This is a genomic window from Aestuariivirga sp., from assembly GCF_046294715.1.
Lineage (GTDB): Bacteria > Pseudomonadota > Alphaproteobacteria > Rhizobiales > Aestuariivirgaceae > Aestuariivirga.
Genome location: NZ_JBKBKI010000002.1, coordinates 166,652 through 192,193 on the forward strand (window position 1 = coordinate 166,652; position 25,542 = coordinate 192,193).

The 25,542-nt window shown below is 63.6% G+C and carries 28 protein-coding genes; 9 read left to right on the plus strand and 19 right to left on the minus strand.

Features of this window, described 5'->3' with window-relative positions:
- Positions 1-13: 13 nt before the first annotated feature.
- Positions 14-1,111, minus strand: coding sequence for a TRAP transporter substrate-binding protein (locus ACK4HL_RS02545; protein ID WP_409756425.1), 1,098 nt, complete (start codon positions 1,109-1,111; stop codon positions 14-16).
- A gap of 132 nt (positions 1,112-1,243) precedes the next feature.
- Here ACK4HL_RS02545 and ACK4HL_RS02550 point away from each other — a divergent pair, with 132 nt between their 5' ends.
- Positions 1,244-2,641 (plus strand): aspartate ammonia-lyase, encoded by a 1,398-nt coding sequence (locus ACK4HL_RS02550; protein WP_409756427.1) that lies wholly within the window; start codon positions 1,244-1,246, stop codon positions 2,639-2,641.
- Between the two features lie 6 nt (positions 2,642-2,647).
- Here the strand turns inward: ACK4HL_RS02550 and dhaK are convergent, their stop codons facing one another.
- The 8 genes from dhaK to ACK4HL_RS02590 all read right to left on the minus strand — a co-directional run bounded on the left by dhaK (position 2,648) and on the right by ACK4HL_RS02590 (position 8,787).
- Positions 2,648-3,631, minus strand: coding sequence for a dihydroxyacetone kinase subunit DhaK (gene dhaK, locus ACK4HL_RS02555; RefSeq protein ID WP_409756429.1), 984 nt, complete (start codon positions 3,629-3,631; stop codon positions 2,648-2,650).
- Positions 3,628-4,053 carry a hypothetical protein gene (locus tag ACK4HL_RS02560; RefSeq protein ID WP_409756431.1) on the minus strand — a complete coding sequence of 142 codons (426 nt, stop codon included), beginning with the start codon at positions 4,051-4,053 and terminating at the stop codon, positions 3,628-3,630. The genes dhaK and ACK4HL_RS02560 overlap by 4 nt, the downstream gene beginning before the upstream one ends.
- Position 4,054: 1 nt before the next feature.
- Entirely contained in the window at positions 4,055-5,638 is a 1,584-nt protein-coding gene (gene ptsP / locus ACK4HL_RS02565) for a phosphoenolpyruvate--protein phosphotransferase (protein WP_409756433.1), read from the minus strand.
- A complete protein-coding gene (locus tag ACK4HL_RS02570) occupies positions 5,628-5,921 on the minus strand; it encodes an HPr family phosphocarrier protein (protein WP_409756435.1) in 294 nt (97 codons plus the stop codon). Before ACK4HL_RS02570 ends, ptsP begins: the two co-directional genes overlap by 11 nt.
- Positions 5,918-6,304, minus strand: a complete 387-nt coding sequence (gene dhaM, locus ACK4HL_RS02575; RefSeq protein WP_409756437.1) for a dihydroxyacetone kinase phosphoryl donor subunit DhaM — start codon at positions 6,302-6,304, stop codon at positions 5,918-5,920. The genes ACK4HL_RS02570 and dhaM overlap by 4 nt, the downstream gene beginning before the upstream one ends.
- The gene (gene dhaL, locus ACK4HL_RS02580) at positions 6,301-6,903 is read right to left on the minus strand and encodes a dihydroxyacetone kinase subunit DhaL (RefSeq protein ID WP_409756439.1); all 603 of its coding nucleotides are present in this window, start codon (positions 6,901-6,903) and stop codon (positions 6,301-6,303) included. The genes dhaM and dhaL overlap by 4 nt, the downstream gene beginning before the upstream one ends.
- Before the next feature lie 106 nt (positions 6,904-7,009).
- Entirely contained in the window at positions 7,010-7,801 is a 792-nt protein-coding gene (locus ACK4HL_RS02585) for a DUF3108 domain-containing protein (RefSeq protein ID WP_409756441.1), read from the minus strand.
- A gap of 86 nt (positions 7,802-7,887) precedes the next feature.
- On the minus strand, positions 7,888-8,787 hold the full coding sequence (locus tag ACK4HL_RS02590; protein ID WP_409756443.1) for a sugar-binding transcriptional regulator: 900 nt from the start codon (positions 8,785-8,787) through the stop codon (positions 7,888-7,890).
- A 508-nt stretch (positions 8,788-9,295) separates the two neighbouring features.
- Between ACK4HL_RS02590 and ACK4HL_RS02595 the strand changes: the two genes are divergently transcribed.
- From ACK4HL_RS02595 to ACK4HL_RS02605, 3 genes are all read left to right on the plus strand, one after another.
- Positions 9,296-10,870 carry an ABC transporter substrate-binding protein gene (locus ACK4HL_RS02595; protein WP_409756445.1) on the plus strand — a complete coding sequence of 525 codons (1,575 nt, stop codon included), beginning with the start codon at positions 9,296-9,298 and terminating at the stop codon, positions 10,868-10,870.
- A 74-nt stretch (positions 10,871-10,944) separates the two neighbouring features.
- A complete protein-coding gene (locus ACK4HL_RS02600; RefSeq protein WP_409756447.1) occupies positions 10,945-11,856 on the plus strand; it encodes a carbohydrate ABC transporter permease in 912 nt (303 codons plus the stop codon).
- Complete coding sequence (locus ACK4HL_RS02605) at positions 11,856-12,683, plus strand: carbohydrate ABC transporter permease (RefSeq protein WP_409756449.1); 828 nt, start codon at positions 11,856-11,858, stop codon at positions 12,681-12,683. Before ACK4HL_RS02600 ends, ACK4HL_RS02605 begins: the two co-directional genes overlap by 1 nt.
- Before the next feature lie 49 nt (positions 12,684-12,732).
- On the opposite strand, the gene ACK4HL_RS02610 is transcribed toward ACK4HL_RS02605, so the two are convergent.
- Genes ACK4HL_RS02610 through ACK4HL_RS02630 form a run of 5 tightly spaced genes read right to left on the minus strand, consistent with a single transcriptional unit; the run spans position 12,733 to position 18,324 of the window.
- Positions 12,733-13,680, minus strand: coding sequence for a carbohydrate kinase family protein (locus ACK4HL_RS02610; RefSeq protein WP_409756451.1), 948 nt, complete (start codon positions 13,678-13,680; stop codon positions 12,733-12,735).
- Positions 13,681-13,711: 31 nt separating this feature from the next.
- Positions 13,712-14,962 (minus strand): dihydrolipoamide acetyltransferase family protein, encoded by a 1,251-nt coding sequence (locus ACK4HL_RS02615; RefSeq protein WP_409756453.1) that lies wholly within the window; start codon positions 14,960-14,962, stop codon positions 13,712-13,714.
- Between the two features lies 1 nt (position 14,963).
- Positions 14,964-15,956: an alpha-ketoacid dehydrogenase subunit beta gene (locus ACK4HL_RS02620; protein ID WP_409756455.1), complete on the minus strand. Its 993-nt coding sequence runs from the start codon at positions 15,954-15,956 to the stop codon at positions 14,964-14,966.
- A complete protein-coding gene (locus ACK4HL_RS02625; RefSeq protein WP_409756457.1) occupies positions 15,953-16,972 on the minus strand; it encodes a thiamine pyrophosphate-dependent dehydrogenase E1 component subunit alpha in 1,020 nt (339 codons plus the stop codon). Before ACK4HL_RS02625 ends, ACK4HL_RS02620 begins: the two co-directional genes overlap by 4 nt.
- Positions 16,969-18,324, minus strand: coding sequence for an NAD(P)H-dependent oxidoreductase (locus ACK4HL_RS02630; protein ID WP_409756459.1), 1,356 nt, complete (start codon positions 18,322-18,324; stop codon positions 16,969-16,971). The genes ACK4HL_RS02625 and ACK4HL_RS02630 overlap by 4 nt, the downstream gene beginning before the upstream one ends.
- 291 nt (positions 18,325-18,615) lie before the next feature.
- Here ACK4HL_RS02630 and ACK4HL_RS02635 point away from each other — a divergent pair, with 291 nt between their 5' ends.
- On the plus strand, positions 18,616-19,665 hold the full coding sequence (locus ACK4HL_RS02635) for an ABC transporter ATP-binding protein (RefSeq protein WP_409756461.1): 1,050 nt from the start codon (positions 18,616-18,618) through the stop codon (positions 19,663-19,665).
- A 239-nt stretch (positions 19,666-19,904) separates the two neighbouring features.
- Here ACK4HL_RS02635 and ACK4HL_RS02640 read toward each other — a convergent pair whose 3' ends face one another.
- The 5 genes from ACK4HL_RS02640 to ACK4HL_RS02660 form a co-directional block, all read right to left on the minus strand.
- Complete coding sequence (locus tag ACK4HL_RS02640; RefSeq protein ID WP_409756463.1) at positions 19,905-20,234, minus strand: SHOCT domain-containing protein; 330 nt, start codon at positions 20,232-20,234, stop codon at positions 19,905-19,907.
- A complete protein-coding gene (locus ACK4HL_RS02645) occupies positions 20,231-20,776 on the minus strand; it encodes a GFA family protein (RefSeq protein WP_409756465.1) in 546 nt (181 codons plus the stop codon). The genes ACK4HL_RS02640 and ACK4HL_RS02645 overlap by 4 nt, the downstream gene beginning before the upstream one ends.
- On the minus strand, positions 20,773-21,234 hold the full coding sequence (locus ACK4HL_RS02650; RefSeq protein ID WP_409756467.1) for a hypothetical protein: 462 nt from the start codon (positions 21,232-21,234) through the stop codon (positions 20,773-20,775). Before ACK4HL_RS02650 ends, ACK4HL_RS02645 begins: the two co-directional genes overlap by 4 nt.
- A 147-nt stretch (positions 21,235-21,381) precedes the next feature.
- Positions 21,382-22,308, minus strand: coding sequence for an SRPBCC family protein (locus tag ACK4HL_RS02655; RefSeq protein WP_409756469.1), 927 nt, complete (start codon positions 22,306-22,308; stop codon positions 21,382-21,384).
- Positions 22,305-22,646, minus strand: a complete 342-nt coding sequence (locus ACK4HL_RS02660) for an ArsR/SmtB family transcription factor (protein WP_409756471.1) — start codon at positions 22,644-22,646, stop codon at positions 22,305-22,307. Before ACK4HL_RS02660 ends, ACK4HL_RS02655 begins: the two co-directional genes overlap by 4 nt.
- A gap of 151 nt (positions 22,647-22,797) precedes the next feature.
- Between ACK4HL_RS02660 and ACK4HL_RS02665 the strand changes: the two genes are divergently transcribed.
- From ACK4HL_RS02665 to ACK4HL_RS02680, 4 genes are read left to right on the plus strand one after another with little or no spacing between them, the layout of a single operon-like run.
- Positions 22,798-23,187: a hypothetical protein gene (locus ACK4HL_RS02665; protein ID WP_409756473.1), complete on the plus strand. Its 390-nt coding sequence runs from the start codon at positions 22,798-22,800 to the stop codon at positions 23,185-23,187.
- 9 nt (positions 23,188-23,196) lie between these two features.
- Complete coding sequence (locus ACK4HL_RS02670; RefSeq protein ID WP_409756475.1) at positions 23,197-23,709, plus strand: sigma-70 family RNA polymerase sigma factor; 513 nt, start codon at positions 23,197-23,199, stop codon at positions 23,707-23,709.
- On the plus strand, positions 23,706-24,467 hold the full coding sequence (locus tag ACK4HL_RS02675) for an anti-sigma factor family protein (RefSeq protein ID WP_409756477.1): 762 nt from the start codon (positions 23,706-23,708) through the stop codon (positions 24,465-24,467). The genes ACK4HL_RS02670 and ACK4HL_RS02675 overlap by 4 nt, the downstream gene beginning before the upstream one ends.
- An 8-nt stretch (positions 24,468-24,475) precedes the next feature.
- On the plus strand, positions 24,476-25,228 hold the full coding sequence (locus ACK4HL_RS02680) for a tetratricopeptide repeat protein (protein WP_409756479.1): 753 nt from the start codon (positions 24,476-24,478) through the stop codon (positions 25,226-25,228).
- Positions 25,229-25,542: the final 314 nt, after the last annotated feature.

Here is a 25,542-nt window from a genome sequence, read left to right on the forward strand (position 1 = left end):
CTGCATTCAAAGTTCAGAGCTGCTTCTTGCGCTGCTGCGCCATCATGAAGTTGTCGTAGGTCGCCTCCGACACCTGCTGCCAAAGGAAGGCGTCGCCGCGGAAGGCCATCATGGCATCGTGGATCCTCTTGAAGGCCGCGTTCTGCGCGCCGATCTCCGCATAGGACTCCTTCGCCGCGTCGAAGCAGGCCGCCATCACCTCCTGCGGAAATGGCCGCAGCACCGCGCCATTGGCGACGAGCCGCTTGATGGCGCCGGGATTCTTCTGGTCATAGCTCGCCAGCATGTCGCCGTTGGCGGCCTTGCAGCCGGCCTGCACGATAGCCTGGTAGGATTTCGGCAGCTCGTTCCACTTCTCGAGGTTGATCATGGTGTGCAGCATGGCGCCGCCCTCCCACCAGCCGGGATAGTAGTAGAATTTTGCAACCTTGTAGAGGCCGAGCTTCTCGTCATCCGCGGGGCCGACGAACTCGGTGGCGTCTATCGTGCCCTTCTCGAGTGCGGGGTAGACATCGGCCCCTGCCAGCTGCTGCGGCACGACGCCAAGCCTCGAGATCACCTGCCCGCCGAAGCCGGCGATGCGAAACTTCAGACCCTTGAGATCATCGAGAGTATTGATCTCCTTGCGGAACCAGCCCCCCATCTGGGCGCCCGTGTTGCCTGAGGGGAAGGCAACGAGATTGTGCGTCGCGTAGAATTCGTTCATCAGTTCCATGCCGCCGCCGAAATACATCCAGGCATTCTGCTGGCGTGCATTGAGGCCGAAGGGCACCGCCGTTCCGAAGGCGAAGGTCGGGTCCTTGCCCCAGTAATAATAGCTCGCCGTCTGGCACATCTCGATCGAGCCCTTGCTCACCTCGTTTGCCGCCTCGAGCGCCGGGGCGATTTCGCCCGCCGGGAAAACCTGGATCTGGAAACGATTGTCGGTGGCCTCCGCGACGTATCTGCTGAAGTTCTCGGCGGTCGTGAACAACGTCTCGAGCGCCTTCGGGAAGCTCGAGGTCAGCCGCCATTTGATCTCGGGGGCGGATTGGGCGATTGCGGGTGCGGCGAGGGCGGGCGCTGCGGCGGCGGCGATTCCGGCCGATCGGATGAAATTGCGGCGGTCCATCGTTGAGTCCTTGCAGTTGTGTTTTGTCCGAATTCCGTCTTTGTAGAGCAGATACCGGTCTGGGGGTGCACTATAGGCCATGATTCGGCACCGGCAATCTCCCCCGGCCGCCGACGCTGACGGAGAGAGGACATGCGACGCACCCGGACGGAACGCGATTCGATCGGCGAAATGGAAATTCCCGCCGACGCCGACTACGGAATTCACACGGCCCGTGCGGTCGCGAACTTTCCGATCACAGGCATCACCCTGTCGCATTTCCCGGAACTGATCGAGTCGCTGGCCATGGTGAAGAAGGCCGCGGCCCTGGCGAACAGGGATTTCGGCAGCCTCAAGCCCGAGATTGCATCCGCCATCGTCTCCGCCTGCGACCTCATCATTGCCGGCGACGGGCATGAGCATTTTGTGGTGGACATGCTGCAGGGCGGCGCCGGCACCTCCACCAACATGAACGCCAACGAGGTGGTCGCGAACATTGCCCTGAAGCTTATCGGCCGGCCGCGCGGCGATTATGCGGCGGTGAACCCCAACGATCACGTGAACCTGTCGCAGTCGACGAATGACGTCTACCCCACGGCCGTGCGCCTGACCGTGCTCCGCGCCTGTCCGGCACTGATCGAAACCCAGCGTCTCCTCAAGGACGCGCTCATGGCCAAGGCCGCCGAATTCGAGGACGTCATCAAGGTGGGCCGCACGCAGCTGATGGATGCCGTGCCGATGCGCCTCGGCTCCGAGTTTCGCGCCTTCGCTGTCACGGTGGGCGAGGACATCGATCGGCTGAAGGAATTCGCCAGCCTGCTCCGTGAGGTCAATCTCGGCGGCACGGCCATCGGTACCGGTATCAACACGCCCGAAGGATATTCCGAGCGGGTGATCCGCAATCTGGCGGAGGTATCCGGCGTTCCGCTCATCGCCGCCGCCGACCTGATCGAGGCGACTTCCGATCTCGGCGCCTTCGTCACCTTCTCAAGCGTGCTGAAGCGAATTGCCGTGAAGCTCTCGAAGATCTGTAACGATCTCCGCCTGCTGAATTCCGGCCCGCGTGCCGGTCTGGGGGAGATCAGGCTTCCTGCAGTCCAGGCGGGATCTTCCATCATGCCCGGCAAGGTCAATCCCGTCATTCCGGAAGTCGTCAACCAGATCGCCTATCAGGTGATCGGCAACGACCTGACCGTCACCCTCGCGGCGGAGGCCGGCCAGCTTCAGCTCAATGCCATGGAACCGGTGATCGTGCTCAACATCATGCAGTCGATGCGCATGCTGATCCGCGGCATGACGGTGCTGCGCGAGAAGTGCATCGTCGGCATCGAGGCTGACCGCGAGCGTTGCCTCGAACTCCTCGAAGGTTCGCTCGTCACCGTGACGGCACTCAATCCCTATATCGGATATTCAGCCGCGAGCCATGTGGCCAAGGAGGCGCTGAAGTCCCGCCGCAGCATCCGCGACGTGGTGCTCTCCGAGGGATTGATGACGGAGGAACAGCTGCAGCAGGCCTTCTCCATCGCCAACCTCCTCGGTGGAAAGTCCTGAACCGCCTTACATGCCCCAGCGCAGCGCTGGCGTATGGACTGGCGCATCCCAGCCCTTTGCCATCTCCTCGTCGAGGAGCGTGACGGTGATCGAACAGCCCGCCATGTCGAGCGAGGTGACGTAGTTGCCCACGAGCGAGCGCACCGGCGTGATGCCGTGCTTCGCGAGCTGAGCCGCAGCGGCATGGTACATGAGGTAGAGCTCCATGGCCGGCGAGCCGCCGAAGCCGTTGACGAAGAGCAGAGCGTTGCCACCCCTCGCGAGATCGCCCGCGATTGCAGCAACCATTTCTTCGGCGATCTCGTTGGCGGCCCGCAGCGCCACGCGGCGGCGGCCGGGCTCACCGTGAATGCCGACACCCATCTCCATTTCGTCTTCCCCAATTTCAAAGGTGGGTTTTCCCGCCGCGGGCACGGTGCAACTCGTCAGCGCGACACCCATCGAGCGCGTGGCGCCGTTTACCCGATCGCCCAGTTCCTTCAGTGCCCTGAGGTCGGCGCCCTGCTCTGCTGCGGCGCCGACGACCTTCTCGACGACCAGCGTTCCGGCAACGCCGCGCCGGCCGGTCGTATAGAGCGAGTTCTCGACGGCGACATCGTCATCCGTGATCACCGTCTCAATCATTCGCCCGCTCATCTCGCGCGCCATGTCGAAGTTCATGACATCGCCTTCGTAGTTCTTCACGATGAAGAGCAGGCCCGCCCCCGTGTCCACGGCCTCCGCCGCTGCGATCATCTGGTCGGGCGTCGGCGATGTGAAGACCTGGCCGGGGCATGCCGCATCCAGCATTCCATGGCCCACGAACCCTGCATGCAGCGGCTCATGCCCGGAACCGCCCCCGGAAACCAGCGCCACCTTTCCCGGCTTCAGCACTTTGCGCTGCACAAACTTGTGCTCCGCCCCGAGCGTCACGATGCCGGCATGGGCCGCCGCGAAGCCGTCGAGGCTCTCGGTCAGCACGTTCGAGACATCATTGATGAGCTTCTTCATCGCCCTCTTCCTTCTTCCCTCTCCTCGTCGATCAGCCTGGCAATCTCCCGCACGAAACCGCTGACCAGGCCGTGCAGTCTCCTGTTTCGTGCCACGCTGCCGAGATCCGGCAGCTCAACTGAAAACGTGGCGTTCCGCGCCGGCTCCGCCAAGCGCTTCTTGGGATGTGCCGTGGCATAGAGCGTCAGGAAGTCCTTCCGTTCGGCGGCCGAGAAGTGGCAGACCTCGAAAATCTGTTCGAGGTGCGTGGCAGGGATCGGCGTCGGATAGGCGGGATTGGTGATCTGACTCACGAAACTGCGGTTCTTCGCCAACGCACCGGCCAGCCTCTGCCTGGTGCCGGAGGGCCGCATGTCGAGGATTGCTGAAAGCATGCGCTTGTAGGCTGAGACCGCGTCAGGGGCGGATCCTCCCGCGCTCATTTCAGAGCTCCGCGAGGGCCGCCTTGATGCGGCCGATGCGTGAAGGCGCCACAGAGAGCGAGGCGATGCCAGCCTCGAGCAGGGCCGCGAGATGGCGCGGCTCGCTTGCCATGTCGCCGCACAGGCTCACCGGAATTCCGGACTCGCGGCCAAACCGGGCGACCTCCGCGATCAGTCTGAGCACAGCGGGGTGGGACGGGTCGTTGAGCGCCGCGACTCGCGCATCATCCCGCGATGAGGCAGTGACATATTGCGTGAGGTCGTTGGAGCCGATCGAGAAGAAGTCCGCCTTGCCGAACAGTTCAGGTGAAACAGCGACGGCGGGAACTTCCACCATGATGCCGAGGGGCGGCATCCGGTAGTCTATCCCTTCGCGCTCGAGTTCCGCCACGCAGGAGCTTAGGAGCGCAGCGGAGCGTGCGAGCTCCTGCGGCACCGTCACCATCGGGATCATGACCTTGAGGTTTCCGTGAACCGCGGCACGCGCCAGCGCCCGCAACTGGGTGCGGAACACGCCCTCATGCGCAAGTGTCAGGCGTATGCCGCGAAGCCCCAGGAAGGGATTGGACTCGCCCTCCGGAGTGAGGCCCCGAATCGGTTTGTCGCCGCCGATGTCGAGGGTGCGGACCGTCACCGGCTTCTCACCCGCCCAGTCGAGAAGCCGGCGGTAGCTGTGATACTGGGTGTCCTGGCCTGGCAAGGGGGCGCCGTCGCGGAACAGGAATTCCGAGCGCATGAGGCCGATGCCGTCACAGCTTGCCGGGTCGATGTGGTCGAGTTCCTCGACGCTCGCGACATTGATCAAGACATCGATTCGCGTGCCGTTCTTGCGTCGGGCAGGCCGGGCACGGAAACGCTCTTCGGCGGCGCGAAGGCGATTTTCACTTTCCAGTTCCGCCCGGTAAAGCTCGAGTTCCCGGGGATCTGGGTCTGCCACCACGACGCCTCGATGCCCATCGACGATCAGCGTCCCGGCTTTCGCGAAGGCGCCGTCGCCCAAGCCCACGACCATTGGAATGCCGCGCGCGCGGGCCAGCATGGCAACATGGCTCGTGGCACTGCCGCGGGAGAGCGCGATGGCTCCGCCTTCACTCCAGTCCGTTTCGAGAAAGTCCGTAGGTGCTACGTCGTCGCCTGCCAGCACCGCGCCTCTTCTATCCTGAGGCACAGTCCCGCCAGTCAGGTGTCGCAGCACGCGGTCGCGAATGTCCCTCAGGTCGGCGGCGCGGGCGCGGAAGTACTCGTCCTCGGCCAACTCGTAGCCTGCGATTTCACCATCCATCACAGCAGACCACGCCTCCGACGCCGCAGCGCCGGCATCGATGGCCATCAGCGCGGGCGCCGTGAGTGCATCGTCTTCGAGCATGGCGATCTGAAAGCCGACGATATCCTGCGCCTGCTCGTCGATGCGCGCCATCAGCGCCGTAAGGTCCTCTGCAGCGGCGGTGATGGCGAGCTTCAAGGCGGATCGTTCATTCTCGGGACTGCCGGAATGCCTTCGGCCTTCCGAAGCAGCCTCGAGCCTTCGCACTGGGCCCATGAACAGCCCGTCGGAAGCGCTGTTGCCCCGAAAGCTAGTGCCCATCGCCGGCTTCGTCGAAATCGCGGCGGACAAGGCCGATGACGGCAGTGACCGCCGCCTCGGCGTCCGCCCCGGAGGCACGCACGAACAGCGTGGCGTTCTGCTTCGCCTTCATGGCCATCACCTTGACGATGCTCTTGGCATCAATCCAGGGGCCTTCGGGCGAGCCCGCGATCTCGATCGCCGATGCATAGCCCTTGGCAAGCTTGGTGAGCTTCACCGAAGGCCGCGCATGGAGACCCACGTCATGGGTGATCACCACCGATCCTGCCGCTGCCTCGCTCATTGCGGGGAGAGCTCCTCGGCGGTGCGCTTGACATCGCTGAGCGAGCCGCCGCCCCATGCTTCGGTCGCAGCCATCACCGCCCCCTCGACAACCGGTGCATTGCAGATCACGATCTTGGGCTGCCGCTCCGCGGGAAGCATCTCGATTGCCATCTCGCTGTTCGTCTCAGCCCCTCCGAGATCGACAAGGATTGCGACGCCGTCCTCCGACCAGGCTGCGTCTATGGCTGTGAGGATCTTCTCCACGCTGGTGCCGAGCCCGCCATCGGGGTTGCCGCCGCAGAAGGCGAGCGGCACCTCGCTGCCGACCATCTGGCGCACCATGTCCGCTGCTCCCTTGGCGACATCGGGCGAATGCGACACGATCACGATGCCGACGGTCATGAGCGGCCCTCGAGTACATCGCAGACGGCTTCGATCATGATCTGGCTCGAGCGCGCACCAGGATCCATGTGACCGATCGATCGCTCGCCGAGGAAAGAGGCGCGCCCGCGGATGGCTTTCATCGGAATGGTGGCCTTGGCGCTTTGCGCCGCCAGGGCCCTGACGCTGTCGAAGCTCGCCGTGCCGCCGGCGAGATGCGCCGCCACCGGACCCAGCACGTCCAGCATGGTCTTGTTGTTGAGGTCGGCCTTGCCACGCGCCTTGAGCGCCACGACGGCCGCCTCCATGGCCCGTGCCAGGTCTGCCAGTCCCGGCTCTTCCGGAAGCTCCCTGCCGAGGGTCATGAACAGCGTCCCGTAGAGCGGGCCCGATGCGCCGCCCACCTTCATCACCAGCGTCATGCCAGCTGTCTTGAGCGCATCGCCCAAGGGCTTCCCCAGGATCACCGGCTTCTCGGCCAGCACCGCCTCGAAGCCGCGCCGCATGTTCAGGCCATGGTCGGCGTCGCCAATGGCGGAATCGAGCGCCGTCAGTTCATCGGCTGCCAGGATGACCCGCGCCGCGACCTTGTCGAGCAACGTCTCGAGGGAAAAAGCCATGGCGCGCCTGTCACGTGTTTAGCGATCATGTTTACTGATCACAAATTCACTAAACAAGCAAGCCCTTCATCTCGCAACTGCGTAAGTGCGAAGCGCCGTGACAGGTTCAGTCCTGAGCCGGGGCTTGTGCCGCCTTCCCGCTGCCGGTGTCCAGCTTCGTCACCGTGGCCTCGAATGGCAAGCCCTTGATCGATCCCGTGAGCGACACCGGCAGCCACAAGGTTTTTCCGCTGGGCAGCGTACCGGCGGGAGCGAAAGCGACCCTGTAGTCCTCGCCCGGCTCTCCCTTTTCAGCGGATGATCCGGCGATCGGAGACCACCGCACTTCGCAGTTCTGAACCGGTCCGCGGTAACTGCCCGCTTCGGCCTCGCCTTTCCCGAGATCACGGAACGTGAGTTGGAAAACATTTTGCCCATCAAAGGCAAGTTGTACCGAGGGACACGGATTGGCGCCGCTGCTCCCCACCCGCAGGATGGCTGTGATCGGGTCAGCCACGTCGCCGGTCAGCGCCTGCTCCACCTTGGCGCGGACCTCGGCCTTGCGATGGGCTGGGGGATCGACGCTCACCTTGCCGCCATCGTTCCAGGAAACAAGCGTCTCCTTGGTGCGGTCGCGCTTCTCACGGGTCAAGTGAAATTGCGCCGGGCGGATTTCCGCGTCGCGAATTTTGCTCTCGATCATCACCTTGGCACTGTACTGCGAGAACAACTCGCTGATTCCCTTGTTTTTGATCCGCGCCTTGGCCCGCACGGCATCCGGGGAAAAATCAAGATCGAACTTCGCCGTCATCATGGTGACCGAGGTCACGTCCAGACGGTAAGAGATTGAAATCTGTTCCGCCGCGTGGGCCGGAAGGGCCACGGCGAGGAAGGGAAGAAGGAAAAGCGCATGTCGCATCTGCCCGGCCTTTCTCGAACTGCAATGGTTTAGTGTACCCTTAAACACGGGCTTCGCGGCAAGAGTGTGTTGGCGGTGAGGCGGGATCAGCCGCGCCTGACAAGGAGTTCTCGCGCCGTCGCCTCGTTGGTGATGAGCACGTTGCAGTTGATGAGCTTGATCGCTCCGAGCAGGCACTCGACCTTGTCGTTGCCGCCTGAGGCGATGATGCGCGTGGGGACGCTGCGCAATTGCTCGATCGGCAGCGACATGATGCGGCGGTTGACTGGATGGTCCACGAGCTGCCCGTGCCGGTCATAAAAGTTGAAAAGGAGGTCGCCCACGGCGCCCCTCCTGAGCAGCTCCACCCGCTCCTCGTCGCTGATGAGGTTGAAGCGGAAGGCGGTCGAGGCGGGCGCCATGGTCCCGACGCTGAGCAGCGCCAGATCGAGCCGTTCGGCGCGCCGGAAAATGTCGCGCAATCCACAGCGCTCGATCAGCGCCTCGCGCGTCTCGGGCGAGTCGACCACCGCCGGCGCCTGAAAGAGATAGCAGTCCGCGCCCATGAGTCGGGCGAACTGCCAGGCAAATTCAGCCGGATTGAACTTACGGGCCTGAACGATGCCGCCCAGCAGCGAAATGACCTGGACGTTCTCGAGATCGCGCGGCGCCAGCGTCGCGAGCGACTCGTAGAGCGTGGCCCCCCAGCCCACACCCACCGTCATGTCGTCGGACAGCGTGTCGGACACATGCATGCCCGCCGCCACGCCAATTGCCTTGGTTACGTTTTCGGGCAGCACGGGTTCCGGCACGACCACTGCCTCCTTGAAGCCAAAGGCGTTCTTGAGTTCAGCCTCCAGCGCGAAGCATTCGGAAACTTCGCCCTCGATCCAGATCTTCACCTCGCGTTGGCGGATGGCCTCATTGATGTTGCGCACGACTGTCACGCGTCCGATGCCGAGGCGCTCCGCGATCTCGTGCTGCGTAAGGCCCTCTACATAGTACATCCAGGCAATGCGCATCCGGTTGCGCGCGATACGCCCCGCCCCCCGCTCCTGTGAAAGCGATGCATTTCTTCTGGTGGTGGCCTTGTCCAACATGCCCTCTGGCGACATCCGCGGAACCATTGTGTCTGGAGATACTAAACGACGCAAGGCGGCACTTATGTGTCGAAACACTTTCGTTCAGCTCCAACAGAAGCGAAGGCCGACGACCCGACCGCCAAACGTTTTGCAGTGCGAAACTTTGTTGCAGCGCCATAATACGAAACATTTGCCCTCAGCAAAGTAATTTAGTACAGAAATCTGTACATCAACGCCGTGGAGTTCTGCGCCAGAATGGATGCCCGCGGCTGGGAGGAATCGACCGTGCCCCTGTATCCGCAACTCTCGACGCCCCGTGTCGCGGCACCCCGCCGGACACTTTGCGCCGGAGGCGAAGAAAAAGCCCCGTCAGCCTCTGGCCTGAGGCGAGGCGTGGGAACGACGACACAGGCCGCATCAATGGAGGAATGACATGCTCATCAAGAACAAGGGCGGGATCACGCGCCGCTCGCTCCTGAAATCTACTGCGGCTGCGGGCGCTGCTCTGGCTGCCGGTACGGGCGGCATCTCGCTGTTCAACGTCCGCAGCGCCTACTCGCAGAACCTTCCCAACCCCGCTGACGTGCTTGCCAAGATCAATGTCGGCACGATGGTGAAGAAGGAGTACCGCGACCAGTACAAGCTCGGCGACAATGACGAGCTGTGGGATCCGAAGAAGGACTGGATCCGCACGGTGGACTGGGAGGCGATCCGCAAGGAGCATGCCGGCAAGACGGTGCGTTTCGCCATCGGCGCGGCAGACCGCGAATCGGCGCAGGAGCAGATCGAGCCCTTCGCGCAGCTCTCCGGCATCAAGATCGAGCTCGTGGCGATCCCTGACGATTCGATGTACGACAAGGTGGTCGCCGAGTTCCTCTCCGGCAACGCCAGCTTCGATGCGATCCAGTTCTTCTCGCCCTGGCTCGGTGACTTCGCGGCCCAGGGCTTCCTGAAGCCGCTCGACGAGTATGTCTCCAAGTGGGGCCTGCCCTTCGACGATTTCTACGAGACCTACCAGAAGAACTATGGCCACTGGGCGGACAAGGGAATTCTCGGAATTCCCTTCGACTGCGACATCCAGATGGTCCACATCCGTCCGTCCATCTTCAAGAAGATCGGCATCGACGCAGACCGCATCAAGACCATCCCGACCTATGACGAGATGATCCGCATCGCGCCGGAACTCAACAAGGCGGAGCAGGGCGTCAACGCCATCGGCATGATGTGCGGCCGCGGCTTCTGGGCCACTTACACCTGGCAGCATGTTGCCGCGCAGTATGGTCTGCAGCTCTTCAACGAGAACTGGGAACCGATCTTCAACAGCGATGCCGGCGTCAAGGGCCTCGAGACCATCGTGGCGCTCTCGAAGCACGCCATTGAAGGCGTTGCGGCGGCCGACTGGCCGACCAACCGCGCCGCCTGGCTCGGTGGCCAGATCGCCTGCAACATCTCCTGGCAGGACTCGGGCACCCAGGCCACCCGCGCCGATCAATCCAAGATCGGCGACGATGTGTTGACGATCTACGAGCCCCGCGTGGAAGGCGGAACCTTCGCGCCGCCGAACATTGCGGGCTCCACCTCCTGCGTCACCGCCACCTCGCCAGAGCCGGAGGCCGCCTTCCTCATGCTCGCCTATCTCACCACCGCCTCGATCATGGCCATCAACGAAGCCAATGCCAACGGCGTGGCGCCGGGCTACAAGTCGGTGCTGACCAACGAAAAGCTGCGCGCCGTCTCGCAGCCTGCCAAGGTCTGGTCGGAACAGCTCGACTTCGCCTGGTGCGCGCCGCGCCTGCCCTCGGGCTTCCAGATCGATCAGGAGATCGGCTTCCTGATCAACAAGGTCGTGGTGGGCGAGATGCAGCCCAAGGCGGCGCTTGACGAAGCCGCGGTGAAGGTCAAGGACATCATGTCCAAGAACGGCTTCTACCAGGGCAAGGACCCGATGAACTTCGCGGCCACCGAGCCCGGCCTGTGGATGGGCAAGGGCAAGCCGCTGCCGTTCTGATCTCGTCTCGTCATCCTCCGGCCTCCTCTCCCGCCTCTGGGCGGGGGAGGGGGCAACGTCTTCCGAGCAGCACCATGACCGACGCCGTCCTGTCCGCCCCAACCTACCGAACGGCGCGCCGCCGCAGCCCCCTGAGGCGCAAGGCCTTCCCTTATCTGCTGGTGGCACCGGCCGTCCTTTACCTGCTCGCCATCACGCTCTATCCCGGCATCTTCGCGCTCTGGCGCAGCTTCTATGCCGGACGCTTCCAGCTCAACTACGTCGGCTTCGAGCAATATGCGGATCTGCTCGCGGATGATGCCTTCTGGCACAGCCTCTCCAACACGCTGCTCATCGGCGGCATCACGCTCGCGCTCGAATTCGTCGTCGCCCTCGGTCTCGCAGCGCTCGTCTATCGCGATCCCTTCGTGAAGGGTTGGCGCATCCTCTTCCTGCTGCCCATGCTCTTCATGCCTTCGGCCGTGGCCTTCCTGTGGAAGCTCCTGTTCAATGACGGCCGCGTCATCAGCGACCTGTTGATGCGTGTGGGCCTCGCGGAGTCGAACATCGACTTCATGGGATCCACCTGGGCGGCGCGCGGCGTCCTCATCGTCACCGACGTCTGGCAATGGGTACCCTTTCTCTTCATCATCTTCGTGGCCGCTCTCCAGGGTCAGGACAAGGAGATCGAGGAGGCGGCACGGCTCGACGGCGCACGCTGGCGCCAGGTCTTCTTCTCGATCTCGCTCCCGATGATGCGGCCGGTCATCGCCATCGCACTCGTGCTGCGCGGCATCGACATCCTCACCATGTTTGCCTCGCCCCACATCATCACCCAGGGCGCGCCGGCCGGTGATACCGAGACGGTCAGCTATTTCATCTACCGCACCGGCTTCAAGAGCTTCGAGTTCGGCTATGCCTCGGCGGCCTCGGTCCTCGTGCTCATCATGACGATCGTTCTGGCGCAGCTCTTCGTCCGCCGCTTCTTCAGGTCAGGGAGGGACTGATGTCGGACAGAGCGAAGCTCTCCGCGGGTCGCGCCCTCATTCTCACCGCGTGGGGCTTGTTTTGCCTCGCGCCCATCGTTTTCTTCGCCACCATCGCGCTCCGCCCGAGAAACGAGATCATTGCGCCGCAACCGATCTATGTCCCGACGATCTCGATCGAGACCTGGGCCAAGATCTGGGCCGAATGGCCGATCATGACCTATTTCATGAATTCGGTGATCGCGGTCACGGGCAGCGTCGTCATCTGCCTCGTGCTCGGCATCCCTGCCGCCTACTCCCTGGCGCGCTATCACTATCGCGGCCGTGAGGACATCGGTTTCTACATCCTGTCGACCAAGATGATGGCGCCTGCCGCCGTGGCCATTCCCATCTTCTTCCTGTTCCGCGCGCTCGGCCTTCTCGACACGGTCTGGGCCCTAATGCTGGTCTACGCGGCGATGAACCTCTCGATCGTGGTGTGGATCATCCGGTCGTACATGATCGACATCCCGCACGAGATCGAGGACGCGGCGAGGACGGACGGCGCCTCCGACCTCCGGATCCTGTGGTCGATCATCATTCCCATGTGCCTGCCGGGCATCATCACCGCGGCGGTGATCGCCGCCATCTTCGCGATGAACGAGTACCTCTTCACACTCATCATCGCCACCAAGAACGCATACCCGCTCTCTGTTGCGCTTGCCAATTTCTCGGGTGGCTCGGACGGCATCATCTACAATGCCATTGCGCTCGTTGCCTTCCTCGCCTTCTTCCCGGCACTTCTGCTGGTGATCCTCATCCAGAACCACCTGTCACGGGGGCTCACCATGGGCGCTGTAAAGGGGTGAAACTGCTTTCCTCTCTCATCTTCCCGAGGGGGAGGGACTTGCGCAGACTTCACCTCTTCATCTTCGTCGTCTTCATGAAGTGAAGCGTGTGCTCGAAATCCCTCACCCCCGCCTGTGAGCCGAGCCCGGTGGCGTTGAGGGCCGAGGTGGCCTGCGCGAAGCGCACGCAGGTCTCCGCATCAAAACCATGAACCAGCGCCACCGCGAAGCCAGCATCGAAGGCGTCGCCGCAGCCACAGGTGCATTTCACCGCGACGTCGAAGGCCGGAATGCGGAACTTCACGCCCGCAGCATCATGGTAGTATGCGCCCTCCCCGCCCAGCGTCAGCACGCAGGACTTCACGCCCATGTCGAGGAAGAATTTCGCCGTATCGCCATGCTCGGAAAGGCCGCACAGCGCCTGCGCCTCCTCGATCGACGGCATGAAGTAATCCGTATAGGGAAGCACCTGCGCGATGGCCGGGAGGTCCTTCGGTGAACCGGCGAAAACGTCCACGGTCGTCGTCGCGCCGCCCGCCTTGGCGGCCTTCATCACCACCGCACTCTGGCCCTTGTCCATCGCTTCCATCAGCCCCACGCCACCGGCATGGAACACCTTGGTATCGACGGCGCGCGGGATCATCTCCGCGGTGACGAAAAAGTCCGCCGTGGCACCCTTGCGGTGCAATGCCGGGCGTGAGCCGTCGGCGCGCGTCAGCACGATGGAGGAGGATGTCTTCCAACCAGGCGCGCGCTGCACGCCCCATGTGTCCACCCCGAAATGGCGGAGCCGTTCCAGCACCCAGTCGCCCATGAGGTCTTCGCCCACACCCGCGACGGCAAGGGTCTTCAGCCCCATCTTGGCGGCGGCGATGGCGGCCGTTCCGCCCGCCCCCGAAACGGCAAGCGTCAGCTCGTCGATGAACAAAGTGCCCCCGCCGGGCGGCACTTCGGTGAAGGGCCAGCCGAGGCAGTCATAGGTATAGAAACCCATTGAAACATAATCGTAGCGCGGCACGGAGATCCTCCCAGATAGGCCGTGCCGGTCTTCAGGCCAGCATCAGCAGCGGTTCTTCAATAAGGCTCTTGAAGGCCCGCAGCAACTCGGCACCGACCGCGCCGTCCACCGCCCGGTGGTCGCAGGAAAGGGTGCAGATCATCTGCGTGGCGAGCACCGGCTGGCCGTTCACGGGCACGAAGCGCTCGACGGCGGCTCCCACTGCGAGGATCGTCGCCTGCGGCGGGTTGATGATGGCGGTGAACTGCTCGATACCATACATGCCGAGATTGGAGATCGCCGCGCTGCCGCCCTGGTATTCCGGGGGCGCGAGCTTCCGCGCCCGCGCCTTGACGGCAAGCTCCTTCATTTCGGCGGAGACCGCCGCAAGCGTCTTGGTCTCCACGCTGCGGATCACCGGCGTGAACAGCCCGCCGTCAACCGCCACCGCCACGCCTACGTCGCTCGACCTGTGTTGCAGGACCGTTTCCCCGGCCCAGGTGACGTTGGCAGCGGGCACCCTCTGGAGCGCCAGCCCCATGGCCTTGATGATGAAGTCGTTGATCGAGAGCTTCCAGGCAGGCGTTCCGTCCGGCCCCTTGGGGGCCGCTGCGTTGAGCCGTTCGCGCGATTGCTTGAGCCGGTCGATCGTGCAGGTGACGGACAGATAGAAATGCGGCACCGTCTGCTTGGATTCGGTGAGCCGCGCGGCGATGGTGCGGCGCATTCCGTCCACCGGCACCACGTCGAAGCTTCCGGGCGAATAGAGCTTCTGCACGGAATCGCCCGAAGGCGCAGGCGATGCAGCGGCCGGTGCAGGCTTCGCCTCGCCGGCGCTGCGCACGTCCGCCGCCATCACCCGGCCGCGCGGGCCGGTTCCCTCGATATCGGCAAGTGAAAGCCCCGCCTCCCTCGCCAGCCGCCGGGCGAGCGGCGTGGCGCGCGGGATTTCGCCCGCCGTTGCTTCACCGGCGGCCGCGCGCGCCGGGGCTGGTGCCGGTGCCGGAACAGGTGCGCTCGCAGCCGGAGGCGACGGTGCTGCGGCCGGAACCGTCACCGCCTCGCCCTCGGCATAGATATAGGCCACGGCCGAACCCACCGGCGCCGTGCCGCCCTCGGCAACCAGGATGTTGCGCAGGATTCCGTCGGCCGGGGCATCGATCTCCATCGCCGCCTTGTCGGTCTCGATCTCGAACAGGGCAGCACCCTTGCTCACCCTCTCTCCATCCCTGGCGTGCCACTTGCTGATCCTCCCCGTCGCCATGTCCATGTCGACGCGCGGGAGGATGACCTCGACCGCCATCTCAGATCCGCCCTCTGACGAGTTGGCGCAGTCCCTCGGTGATGCCCTGCACCTGCGGCACCGCTGCCTTCTCGAGTGCCGGATTGTAGGGTATGGGCGCCTCGGCCCCGCCGAACCTCAGGATCGGCGCATCGAGATAGTCGAAGGCTTCGCTCTCGGCGATCCGCGCGCTGATCTCCGCCCCGATTCCTAACGTCTTCACGCCCTCGTAGACGCAGGCGAGCCGTGTGGTCTTTTTCACGCTGTCGATGATCGTCTGCGTGTCCATCGGCCGAAGCGTGCGGAGGTCGATCACCTCGACGTCAATCCCCTCGCCGGCCAGTTCCTCCGCCGCTTCGAGCGACTTGTGAACCATGATCGATGTGGCGACCACCGTCGCGTCCCGGCCCTGGCGCGCCACATGTGCCTTGCCGATGGCCACGCGATAGGGCTCCTCCGGCACCTCGCCCTTCATCTTGTAGAGAAGCTTGTGCTCGAACACCATCACAGGATCGGGATCGTCGATGGCGGCGAGCAGCATTCCCTTCGCGTCGGCAGGTGTCGCGGGCTGCACCACCTTGAGGCCGGGCACGTGCGCCAGCCAGGCATCGAGAGACTGCGAATGCTGTGCCGCGGCCCCCGTGCCGGAGCCTGCAGGAAAGCGCATGACGAGCGGCACGTTCACCTTGCCGCCCAGCATGAAGCGCAGCTTCGCCGCCTGGTTTACGATCTGCTCCATGGCGAGGGTCGCGAAATCCGAGAACTGGAATTCCAGCACCGGCCTGCACCCGGCGAGCGCCGCGCCCACTGCCACGCCCGCCTGTCCGAGCTCAGAGATCGGCGCGTCCATCACCCGGTCTTCGCCATAGCGATGCACGAGATCGCCCGTCACCTGGAAGGCGCCGCCATAGACGCCGATGTCCTCGCCCATCAGGAACACGCTGGGGTCCGCATCCATCGCCTGAGCGAGAGCTTCCTGGATCGCCTGAGCATAGGTCAGTTCGCGCGCGCTCATCGGGAGGCCTCTGGGGAGTAGACGTCGCGGGTCACCTCCGCGGGGTCGGGGTCGGTGCCGTTGCGAGCGAACTCGATTCCCGCCGCGATCTCGGCCTCCGCGGCCTCGCGGATTGCGGCGACGTCGGCCTCGCTCACGAGCCCATGTGACAGGAGCTCGCTCTCGAAGCGCGGGATCGGGTCTCGCGCCTTCCACTCCTCGATCTCTTCCTTGGTCCGGTAGCGGTTTCGGTCGGAGCGCGAGTGCCCGCGCGTGCGGTAGGTCTTGCATTCGACGAGGGTGGGACCATCACCGGCGCGCGCACGCCCGACGGCCGTGGCGATCGCCTCCTCGACGTCGGCGATGGAATTGCCGTCCAGGGTCACGCCCGGCATGGCATAGGCGGCGGCGCGGTCAGCCACGTTCTTCACCGCCATCGAGCGTTCGGTTGAAACAGACATGCCATACTTGTTGTTCTCGCAGACGAAAACCACCGGCAGCTTCCACACCGAAGCCATGTTGAGTGCCTCGTGGAATGCGCCCTCATTCGTGGCGCCATCTCCGAAGAAACACATGACGGCGTCGTCGCGCCTCTGCTTCCTGATGGCGAGCGCCGCACCCACTGCGATGGGCAGCCCACCGCCAACGATGCCATTGGCGCCGAGATTGCCGGTTGCGACGTCAGCGATGTGCATGGAGCCGCCGCGTCCCCGGCAATAGCCCTCCTCCTTGCCGAAGAATTCCGCAAACATCAGCTTTGGGTCTGCGCCCTTGCCGATGCAGTGTCCGTGACCGCGGTGGGTGGAGGTGATGTAGTCGCTCCTCCTGAGGCCCATCGTTGCACCCACGGCGGAAGCCTCCTGCCCGATCGACAGGTGCATTGTGCCGTGAATCAGGCCACGCATGTAGGCTTCCTCCGCCCCCTCCTCGAAACGCCGGATCAGATACATCCGGCGCAGCGCCTCCTTGAGCTCGGCCGCACTGTACCTCCGGTAGAAGGGCCGGGCGTTCGGCGTAACGGAGGCCTCGGCTTTCATGCCGCTGTTCCCGTCAACATGTCGTCCTGGCGCTTGCGAAGAGCCACGATTCTGGATGCTCCGTCAACGGAGGAATTTACGTAGGTGAGGAGTTCTCCCTTTCGTATCGGCTTTGTCACCGTCCCGCCTTCAAGAAGCCCACAGGGAACGGCATTGGCGGCAGCGGCATCTTCCCGCGTCATGATCCAGGCGCGGTATGTGTATTCACCGATGGCGTCGAGGTGCTCGCCGGGGGCCAGGTCCTTCTTGGCCACGGCGCAGACTTCCGCGCTTGGCACGTCGAGCGGTTGCATGTCGGCACTTCCATAGAGAACCGCGCGCGCGCAGGAGAGGGGCACTTCGAGGCTCGTCAGGTGATAGGGGCGGTAGAAGGTGTAATAGGGTCCGGTGCCCAGCTTCAGGTCATGCATGCGTTCTCGCACCCGCGGGTGAGACATTTCGGCGATCACGAACACGCCCGGGGCCACGCCCTTGCCGATCGAATAGTCGACGACGCCCTTCCGCGAAAGGACGCCTCCGTCTTGCCTGGGGCACAACACTTTCTCCAGATCGGTGAGTGTTGCGGCCGGCCCGTGCATGCCGGGGCGGTCCGGAATGAGGCCGGTGGCATTGGCGATTGCCGCCATTTCCACCATGGTCTTCGAACCGTCCACGAACTCCACAAGCATCCGCGGGTTCATGTTCCGCCGCTTCGCCTCCTCCATGTAGAGGTCGGGTGTGGCGTCGATGTTGAGCGGGTTGTTCTTGCCCTTTCCGGCGGCGACGATCGGATAACCGAGGCCGGTGACGAAATTGACGAGCTCCATGGTGGAGGAGGGCTCGTCTCCCGCCCCCAGCGTGTAGACGACGCCGAGCCGCTTCGCCTCGCGCGCCAGATAGGCGCCGATGGTCACGTCCGCCTCGACGTTCATCATAACGAGATGCTTGCCATGCTCCATGGCGGTGAGCCCGATCTCCGCACCCACGGCGGGCTTTCCCGTGGCGTCGATCACCACGTCGATGTGATCGCCGGTGCAGACGAGCTCCGCATCCTGCGTGACGACGGTCTTGCCACCCTCCAGCGCCGTCGCAAAGGCAGTGGCGGTGCCGACCATGGCCTGATTTTCCGCCGGGCATCCGGCGATCGCAAGGGCCTTCTTCGCCGCTCCGATGTTGATCTCCGCGATCGCGGCCACCGTGATGCCGGTCATCTGCTGGCACTGGGTGACGATGTCGGTGCCCATTTCGCCCGAACCGATCAGCCCGATGCGGATCGGTCGCGCCTTCGCCTCGAGCCTGCGCGCAAGATCTGCGGCAAGGCCCGTCACCGCGCCGATGCGCCGCCCGTCCCGCGAAACGTCAAATGCCGCCATTTGCGGACTCCCAATCTTGAAGCTCCATTAAGATACTTTTGTCCAAATCCATGTCAATAAGTACTGCATTCCGCAAAACGTGTTATCTCGCATCTGCGAAAGTGCTTAGCAGTTGCAAAACACAACTCGTATGGCGGTTCTCTCCCAAGATTCCGGCGAATTCCCGCGCGCAATGCGACACATATGCATTCGTACCTTGCAATTGTTTCAGTTTTATGGAACTGATCCGGAAAACATGCCGGACGCGACTGAGCGCCAGCGCCAACCGGAGCAGAGGGAGAGGGCAAGCGCATGGCATCGATCAGCCTCAACAAGATCCGCAAGGCCTGGGGTCCCGTGGTCGGGGTGGACTCGATCGATCTCGAAATCCGTGACAAGGAGTTCATGGTCTTTCTCGGGCCCTCCGGCTGCGGCAAGACCACGACCATGCGTATGATTGCCGGCCTCGAAGACCCGACGGGCGGCGAGATCCTCATCGACGGGGAACGCGTGAACGGCGTCGACGCGCGCGACCGCGACGTCGCCATGGTGTTCCAGAGTTACGCGCTCTATCCCAACATGACGATCTACGAGAATATCCGCTTTCCACTCCGCATGCGTGGCGTGCCCAGGGAGAGGCATGATGCGCTGGTGCGGGAGGCCGCTGCGATCGTCGAACTCGGCGACCTCCTGGACCGCAAGCCGCGAGCGCTCTCCGGCGGCCAGCGCCAGCGCGCGGCGCTCGCCCGCGCCGTGGTTCGCCACCCCCGCGTCTTCCTCATGGATGAGCCGCTCTCCAACCTCGACGCCAAGCTCCGGCTCTCCATGCGCGCACAGCTGAAACACATCCAGCGCCGGCTCGAGACGACCACGGTCTATGTCACCCATGACCAGATCGAGGCCATGACGCTTGCCGACCGGATCGCCATCATGAGCAAGGGCCAGATCCAGCAGTTGGGAACGCCGGATGAGGTTTACAACAACCCGGCCAATGTCTTCGTCGCGGGATTCATCGGTTCTCCACCGATGAACCTGATCCGGGGGGATCTGGAGAACGGCGTCTTTCTCGGTGCTGCAACGCGCGTCGAGGGCCTTGGGGATGGAACACGCAGACATGTGATCCTCGGCGTCAGGCCGGAAGACATCACGCTGGCGGTCGGGGCGGGTGTCCATCTCGCCTCCACCCTCTATTCGCTCGAGCCCACGGGAGACCAGACACTCGTCTCCGTGATGGCGGGCGAGCAGATGGTCGTCGCCAAGGGTCCCCGGAGCTTCCGCCAGGAACTCGGCACCCCCATCGGCCTCGCCTTCGACGTTTCCCGTTGTCATCTTTTCGACGCCGCAACCGGTGAGCGCCTCTGACTGAACGGGGGCGATCGTGACTGCTCCGCGATTTTCTCCCGGCCACCGATCAGGCTTCCGCTCGAACACATCAGCCTCCCAGGATCAGGTGCCGCAAGAATCTCTTCAGCGCGCTCCGGGAGCGCACCGCGAATTGCGGCGCGAACTGGAACAGGCACTCCTCTGGTGTGGCCGGCCCGGAGGACACGAAGAGGAAACGGACAGGGTGGTTCCCCACTCGCCTGCCATGCCGCTGCACGTCACTCGCCCAAGGTTTTCCGGCGTTCCTCGAACTCTGCCGTATCGATCTCGCCACGCGCATATCTCTCCTTGAGGATTTCGATCGCGCGGCCGGATTGCCGGGGTAAGAAATGCCCGGAGGAGCCTCCGAGCGCACGCACAAGGAAGACGACCGCTGCCACAACGGCGGCGATCACGAGAATCATGAAGAGCGGCCCGAAGAAGAACATAGACCAACCTCCATCCCCCCACATCATGTGGGGACCATATCCATAGCGATCCTGGGCATGCGCTGTGGCCGGCAGCATCACGGCCAGGGAAACGGCAAACGGGTGTATCCGTCTATTCATCGTGATGTCCTCTCTGGGTGGCGTGCGCCGAATGGAGCGGCTGTCGATCGCGCGTCCTCTGGTGATGAAGAGATTGCGGATCTTCCGCATACGCCGAGGGCAGCGTTGCGTGAAACCATCTGTTCGAGGGGTCGCTGATCCAGGCCGTCCGCTATGGAATACCATGGCACCTTCGACTCGATGCAGACGTGCTTGACCTCGCCCCATGCGGCCTCGGCCGTGAGCGGCCAGTCGAAAGGCCTATCCAACGAGCCCAGCGACACCCAAACGTTCTCGACGTTGTCGTACCTGAAGACCAGAGGCGATCCGCAATTGATGCAGAAACCGCGCTCTGCGATTCTGCTCGAGCGGTAGTAGGTGACGTCGCCGCGGACCGTTGCGAACGCGGTTGAAGCGAACTTCAGCGACGTCATGAACAAGCCGCCGTAGCTCTTCTGGCACATCGTGCAATGACAGAAATAGCCGCCGGACGGCGGCTCTGCTGCCTGATAGCGGATGGCGCCGCAGAGACATCCTCCGGTGATCGGCAATGCGGGGATCATGGCTTCTCTCTGTCGCCGGGGCGGCCCAGTTCAGTGTAGTGAGCGAAACCCCGGTTCCACCACCTGTTCGGATTGTCCTTTCCTGCTTCCGTGGCGGCCCGCGTAGCCATGGCTTCGCTGATGTGGATCACCGGTTCCTCATAGCTGTGGACATCGACGATCGCGTCTATGACCTTTGACAGCAGCTCTTCGTCGCGTGGAATTGAGAAGGTGAGCACGCGGACCGGCAAGCCCACTGTCTCGGCCTGTTCGCCACCCTGTGAACCGCTCAGTGGACGGAAATACTGGATTCCGGCAGCCGTCTCGAAGCAAACCCCGTCATAGTTCCCGTAACAGAGACCCGCCACTTCGACGACGGCATTGCGGACCTTGACGGAGTCACGCTCGGTCAGCTCCACTGCGACGTGCCATACAGGGCACAGCGATGCCTTTCGAGGAGAAACACGTAGCGTCGACATGGGGTTTCTCTCCCGCTGACGAAGCTTGAGCTTACCACACGGACGGCTTCGCGGCCAGTCGACATGATGTGACCCGGCATGGCTGGCATTGCACGTCACAATGAATGGCGCTGAAATTCGGGCGAGTGTCCGGGATCTTTCAACCTTTCAGCGCGAGGAGATGAAGCGCTCCAGCTTGCCGAGAGTTTGCAGTCCGAGTTCCACGGCGCCGAAACCCTTCGCTTCCTGGAACTCGGCGGCGGTGCTGAATACCATGCCGAGGGTAACCATTGTGGCTCCATCCTGCTCCTCGAAGGACGCCCACGCGTCGGCATGTTTCGGACCGTTCTCGCCCCAGTGCAGCGCGTAGCCGATCCTCTCCTCGTGTCTGACCTCCTTGTAGACATGGTGGTTGGGGTAAACGGTGCCGTCGGGCGCGATCATGTCGAAAACCCATTCGCCACCCTCTCGCAGATCGATCCTCTTCGTGCGGCAGGAAAAGCCTTCCGGCCCCCACCATTGCGGCAGCGTCCGGGAGTTCATCCACGCGTTCCACACTCGGGACCGCGCCGCATAGATCACGCGCTGCAGCACCATGGTGCGCTCGGCCACGCCCGCGAGATTGCCCAGGCCGGCGCCGAAGCCTTGCCGGTAGCCTGTCTCCATGTCTCCAGCCGGGGTGGAAAGCTGCACCGTCACCATTAGCCGGCAGCGTTCGCCCGTTCCGGAGATATCTGCCGTCACCAGCGCGGCAGATTTATGCACGCCGTCTGAAGAGATCACTTCGTAGTTCACGCTGCGCAGGGGCGGCTGCAACTCCAGCCAGCCGCACTCGCAGCGTATGTCCGGCTGGCCGGCCACCTTGCAGAGGGAGATCTCGCGTCCACCGATTCTGGTGTCGGCCTCGAGGAACTCCACCGTGACGGAAGGCGAGGGCGAGGCCCAGATGGCCCGCGCGGCCGGGGCTGTCCATGCCTCCCAGAGTGCCAAGGCCGGGGCAGCCACATCCCGCTCGAAGGTGAGCGTCGCGAAGCGGTTCTTCCTGTCGTCAGGCACCCCAGGGGCTGCAGGGCTGGAACTGACATCCTGTCTCATTCTCCACCTTCCTTCATCTTCTGCATGACGAATGCATCCAGGCGGTCGAGCCGGGCTTCCCAGGCCGCCCTCTGTTCATCGAGCCACGACTGCACCGGGGTGAGAGCCTCCGGCTTGATGGCGCAGGTGCGAATCCGCCCGTCCTTGGAAGAGGTGATCAACCCTGCCTCCTCCAGCACGGAGAGATGTCGCATCACCGTCGGCAGTTGCAGCCCTGTAGGCCTCGCGAGCTCCGAGATCGGCGCTGGTGCTTCGGCGAGCCTGGCCAGGATCAGCCGGCGGGTCGGATCAGCGAGCGCGTGGAAGATCAGCGAGAGACCGAGATCATGCTTAGCCATGTGGCTAACTATCTCCCGGCACCGCTTTCTGTGCAAGGGAAAACTTCGTCAACTCGCTAAGTGTTCTGAGTCGCCGGATAATTTCTCAGGGTCAACCGTCATTCTCTCCAGGGGCGGCGCCTTGTTCGGACCCCGTCCGATGGAGAACGTCATGAAAATGATCGATCGGCTTGCAGTGAGCTTCGCAGTCCTTGCCATGAGCGCCTTCGGGGCTCTTGCGGAGGTGCCGGTCAAGACAGCTGAGAGCGCATCCGGCCCGATCCTGACAGACTCGAAGGGGATGACACTCTACGTCTTCGACAAGGATTCAGACGGGCAATCAGCCTGCTATGACAAATGCGCTTTGAACTGGCCGCCGCTCCTTGCGGGCGAAGGCGACAAGCCCGAAGACGACTTCGGGCTGGCAAAGCGCACCGACGGTACGATGCAGTGGACCTATTACGGGAAGCCGCTCTACCTCTGGATCAAGGACACCAAGCCAGGCGATGTGACCGGTGATGGGGTGAATGACGTCTGGCACGTGGCCAAGCCTCGGGACTAGCATGCCCAGATGACGGTCCTGGAGGAGATCGAAGCTGCGATTCCCGCATTGCGGCGCTACTCGCACGCCCTCACGCGTGACCGCGAGGCCGCGGATGATCTCGTCCAGGACTGCCTCGAGCGGGCCCTCGCCCGCCATGTCACGTGGCGCGGCGATGGCCCGGTGCGGGCCTGGCTGTTCCGAATCCTGCTCAACCGTTATCGGGACACCCAGCGCCTTGTCGTCCAGAGACCTCACGTCGTACCGTTGGATACGGTAGCGCTTCCATCCCGCCCCGCCAGCCAGGACGCTCACATGGATTTGCGCGACGTTCACGAGGCGATGGGCCGGCTTCCTGTAGACCAGCGCGCCGCCTTGCTCCTCATCGCCCTCGAAGGCTTTAGCCTTGCGGAAGCTGCCTCCGTGCTCGATCTTCCCGAAGGCACGCTCGCCTCCCGGATCGCTCGGGCCCGTGCCGCCCTGCGCGAGATGACGGGTCATGGAACCCCCCGGAGTGGGCGCAGCAAGGACGTACAACGATGACCACCCGCTTACCCATCGATGAGGAATCGCATCTCGCCCTCAGGCATGGCGAACGACCCGCGCGAGCCGAACTTTTGGCTCTCATGGCCGATGATCCCGCGCTGGCCGAACGGGAGGCGGAGTGGATTCGGCAGGACATGCTGCTTCGCACGCTCTATGGGCCGGTCGCCGAGCAACCTGTTCCCGGAAGGCACGCCGCACTCATCGTCGCGGCCGCCACGCGGCACTCTGGGAAAGTGGAGTGGCGGCAGATCGCCGCCGCTCTCCTGTTCCTTGCCGTCGGAGGTCTGGCCGGATGGGCGGGCGCCCTCCATCTCGGACCTGCCTCCACCGCCGCGACATTGCCGCAGGAAGCACTTCGCGCCCACGCGGCCTATGTTGCCGAGGTCGCACACCCTGTCGAAGTCCCCGCGACTGAGAAGGCCCATCTCGTCACCTGGTTCTCGAAGAGGCTCGGCCATCCCGTCTCGGTGCCCGATCTTGCCGCATTCGGCTTTCGCTTCCTGGGCGGTCGCATCGTGCCGGAGAGGAGCGGTGTCGCCGCCCTCATGATGTACGAGAACAGCGAAGGCATCCGCATTACTGTCTACGTCACGAGGGAGTCGGCGGGGCGCGAGACGGCATTCCGCTTCGTGCAGGAGAACGGCTCCCGTGTGTTCTGGTGGCTGGATGAGGAGTTTGGCTGCGCGGTGGTTGGTGACATCTCGAGGGATTCGCTCCATGCGATTGCCGTCTCGGCTTACGAGCAGCTCATCTGAGCCTTCCGGTGAAGGCTACCGGCCCCGCCAGCGATCACGAAGCGGTGATTGCCTGCCTGAAAGGGGATGAGGCCGCAGGCTTTGCCGTCATCACTATCGAACAGCCGCGGCACGGCAGACGACGCATCGCGCGCGCTGCGCCGCACGGAGGAGGAAACAGCATGTCCAGGACTCATGGCCTCGTCAGTCTTGTCGCCGCGTCTGCATTGGCGATCTCCATTTCCGGTTCTGCTCTGGCGGCCGGTGGTGGCGGAGGTTCGGGGGGCGGCGGAGGAAACTCCGGGGGAGGCTCCGGTGGCAGTGGCGGAGGAGGAAATTCGCCAACTGACTATCACTGCAAGAAGGGAGAAGTCTGGAGCAAGAAGAAGAAAAAATGCGTCCGCGCGCAATCGGGCGTGCTGCCCGACGAGCAGCTGTACGAACAAGGGCGGGAACTCGCAAGGCAAGGCCACTACGACTGGGCACTTGTCGTGCTCGAAGCGGTTCAGGACAAGAACGATCCGCACGTTCTGAACTATATGGGCTATTCGAACCGCAAGGCCGGCCGGCTCGAGATCGGCATCACCTACTATCGGAAAGCCCTCGCCATTGATCCCGACTTCGTGCTCGCACGAGAATATCTGGGCGAAGGCTATGTGGCTGCCGGTCGGGTGGATTTGGCGGAACTGGAACTTCGCGAGATCGCCCGGCGCTGTGGTGTCCAGTGCGAGGAATACAACGACCTGTCACATGCGATCGCCGCCGCAGGCGCAGGCGACTAGCTCCATGCACCCGGCCGGGCGCCACCCTGAGCAGCGCTCGCGTGCCATTCCATGCCTTCAGTCCCGCCTTGCGGTCTGCAGTGATCCGGTAAATCTCCGTCGGCTTGCAATGTCATTCACCACCGATGCTGTGACCGCGTGTAACAGCAAGCCATGATCGCTAAGCGAGCGACCGAAGTGCGTTGAGGTCTGCCACACCTCCTGTGCTGCATCGAGTGTTCGGCACCCCGTGAGGGACATGGCGGCAAGTTGGCCCGTGAAGGTGTCATCGGCTTGGCCGGCCGCGACGGCGGCAATCGCCATGCACTCGTCGT

Coding starts and splice junctions, on each gene's coding strand:
- ACK4HL_RS02655 (WP_409756469.1), bottom strand. CDS start 22,308: ATGAGACAGGATGTCAGTTCCAGCCCTGCAGCCCCTGGGGTGCCTGAC.
- dhaM (WP_409756437.1), bottom strand. CDS start 6,304: ATGACCGTCGGCATCGTGATCGTGTCGCATTCGCCCGATGTCGCCAAG.
- ACK4HL_RS02570 (WP_409756435.1), bottom strand. CDS start 5,921: ATGAGCGAGGCAGCGGCAGGATCGGTGGTGATCACCCATGACGTGGGT.
- ACK4HL_RS02675 (WP_409756477.1), top strand. CDS start 23,706: ATGACCACCCGCTTACCCATCGATGAGGAATCGCATCTCGCCCTCAGG.
- ACK4HL_RS02625 (WP_409756457.1), bottom strand. CDS start 16,972: ATGAAAGCCGAGGCCTCCGTTACGCCGAACGCCCGGCCCTTCTACCGG.
- dhaK (WP_409756429.1), bottom strand. CDS start 3,631: ATGAAGAAGCTCATCAATGATGTCTCGAACGTGCTGACCGAGAGCCTC.
- ACK4HL_RS02665 (WP_409756473.1), top strand. CDS start 22,798: ATGAAAATGATCGATCGGCTTGCAGTGAGCTTCGCAGTCCTTGCCATG.
- ACK4HL_RS02615 (WP_409756453.1), bottom strand. CDS start 14,962: ATGGCGGTCGAGGTCATCCTCCCGCGCGTCGACATGGACATGGCGACG.
- ptsP (WP_409756433.1), bottom strand. CDS start 5,638: ATGGGCACTAGCTTTCGGGGCAACAGCGCTTCCGACGGGCTGTTCATG.
- ACK4HL_RS02595 (WP_409756445.1), top strand. CDS start 9,296: ATGCTCATCAAGAACAAGGGCGGGATCACGCGCCGCTCGCTCCTGAAA.
- ACK4HL_RS02605 (WP_409756449.1), top strand. CDS start 11,856: ATGTCGGACAGAGCGAAGCTCTCCGCGGGTCGCGCCCTCATTCTCACC.
- ACK4HL_RS02635 (WP_409756461.1), top strand. CDS start 18,616: ATGGCATCGATCAGCCTCAACAAGATCCGCAAGGCCTGGGGTCCCGTG.
- ACK4HL_RS02670 (WP_409756475.1), top strand. CDS start 23,197: ATGACGGTCCTGGAGGAGATCGAAGCTGCGATTCCCGCATTGCGGCGC.
- ACK4HL_RS02640 (WP_409756463.1), bottom strand. CDS start 20,234: ATGAATAGACGGATACACCCGTTTGCCGTTTCCCTGGCCGTGATGCTG.
- ACK4HL_RS02620 (WP_409756455.1), bottom strand. CDS start 15,956: ATGAGCGCGCGCGAACTGACCTATGCTCAGGCGATCCAGGAAGCTCTC.
- ACK4HL_RS02630 (WP_409756459.1), bottom strand. CDS start 18,324: ATGGCGGCATTTGACGTTTCGCGGGACGGGCGGCGCATCGGCGCGGTG.
- ACK4HL_RS02660 (WP_409756471.1), bottom strand. CDS start 22,646: ATGGCTAAGCATGATCTCGGTCTCTCGCTGATCTTCCACGCGCTCGCT.
- ACK4HL_RS02590 (WP_409756443.1), bottom strand. CDS start 8,787: ATGTACTATGTAGAGGGCCTTACGCAGCACGAGATCGCGGAGCGCCTC.
- ACK4HL_RS02600 (WP_409756447.1), top strand. CDS start 10,945: ATGACCGACGCCGTCCTGTCCGCCCCAACCTACCGAACGGCGCGCCGC.
- ACK4HL_RS02650 (WP_409756467.1), bottom strand. CDS start 21,234: ATGTCGACGCTACGTGTTTCTCCTCGAAAGGCATCGCTGTGCCCTGTA.
- ACK4HL_RS02560 (WP_409756431.1), bottom strand. CDS start 4,053: ATGAGCGCGGGAGGATCCGCCCCTGACGCGGTCTCAGCCTACAAGCGC.
- ACK4HL_RS02545 (WP_409756425.1), bottom strand. CDS start 1,111: ATGGACCGCCGCAATTTCATCCGATCGGCCGGAATCGCCGCCGCCGCA.
- ACK4HL_RS02645 (WP_409756465.1), bottom strand. CDS start 20,776: ATGATCCCCGCATTGCCGATCACCGGAGGATGTCTCTGCGGCGCCATC.
- dhaL (WP_409756439.1), bottom strand. CDS start 6,903: ATGGCTTTTTCCCTCGAGACGTTGCTCGACAAGGTCGCGGCGCGGGTC.
- ACK4HL_RS02585 (WP_409756441.1), bottom strand. CDS start 7,801: ATGCGACATGCGCTTTTCCTTCTTCCCTTCCTCGCCGTGGCCCTTCCG.
- ACK4HL_RS02550 (WP_409756427.1), top strand. CDS start 1,244: ATGCGACGCACCCGGACGGAACGCGATTCGATCGGCGAAATGGAAATT.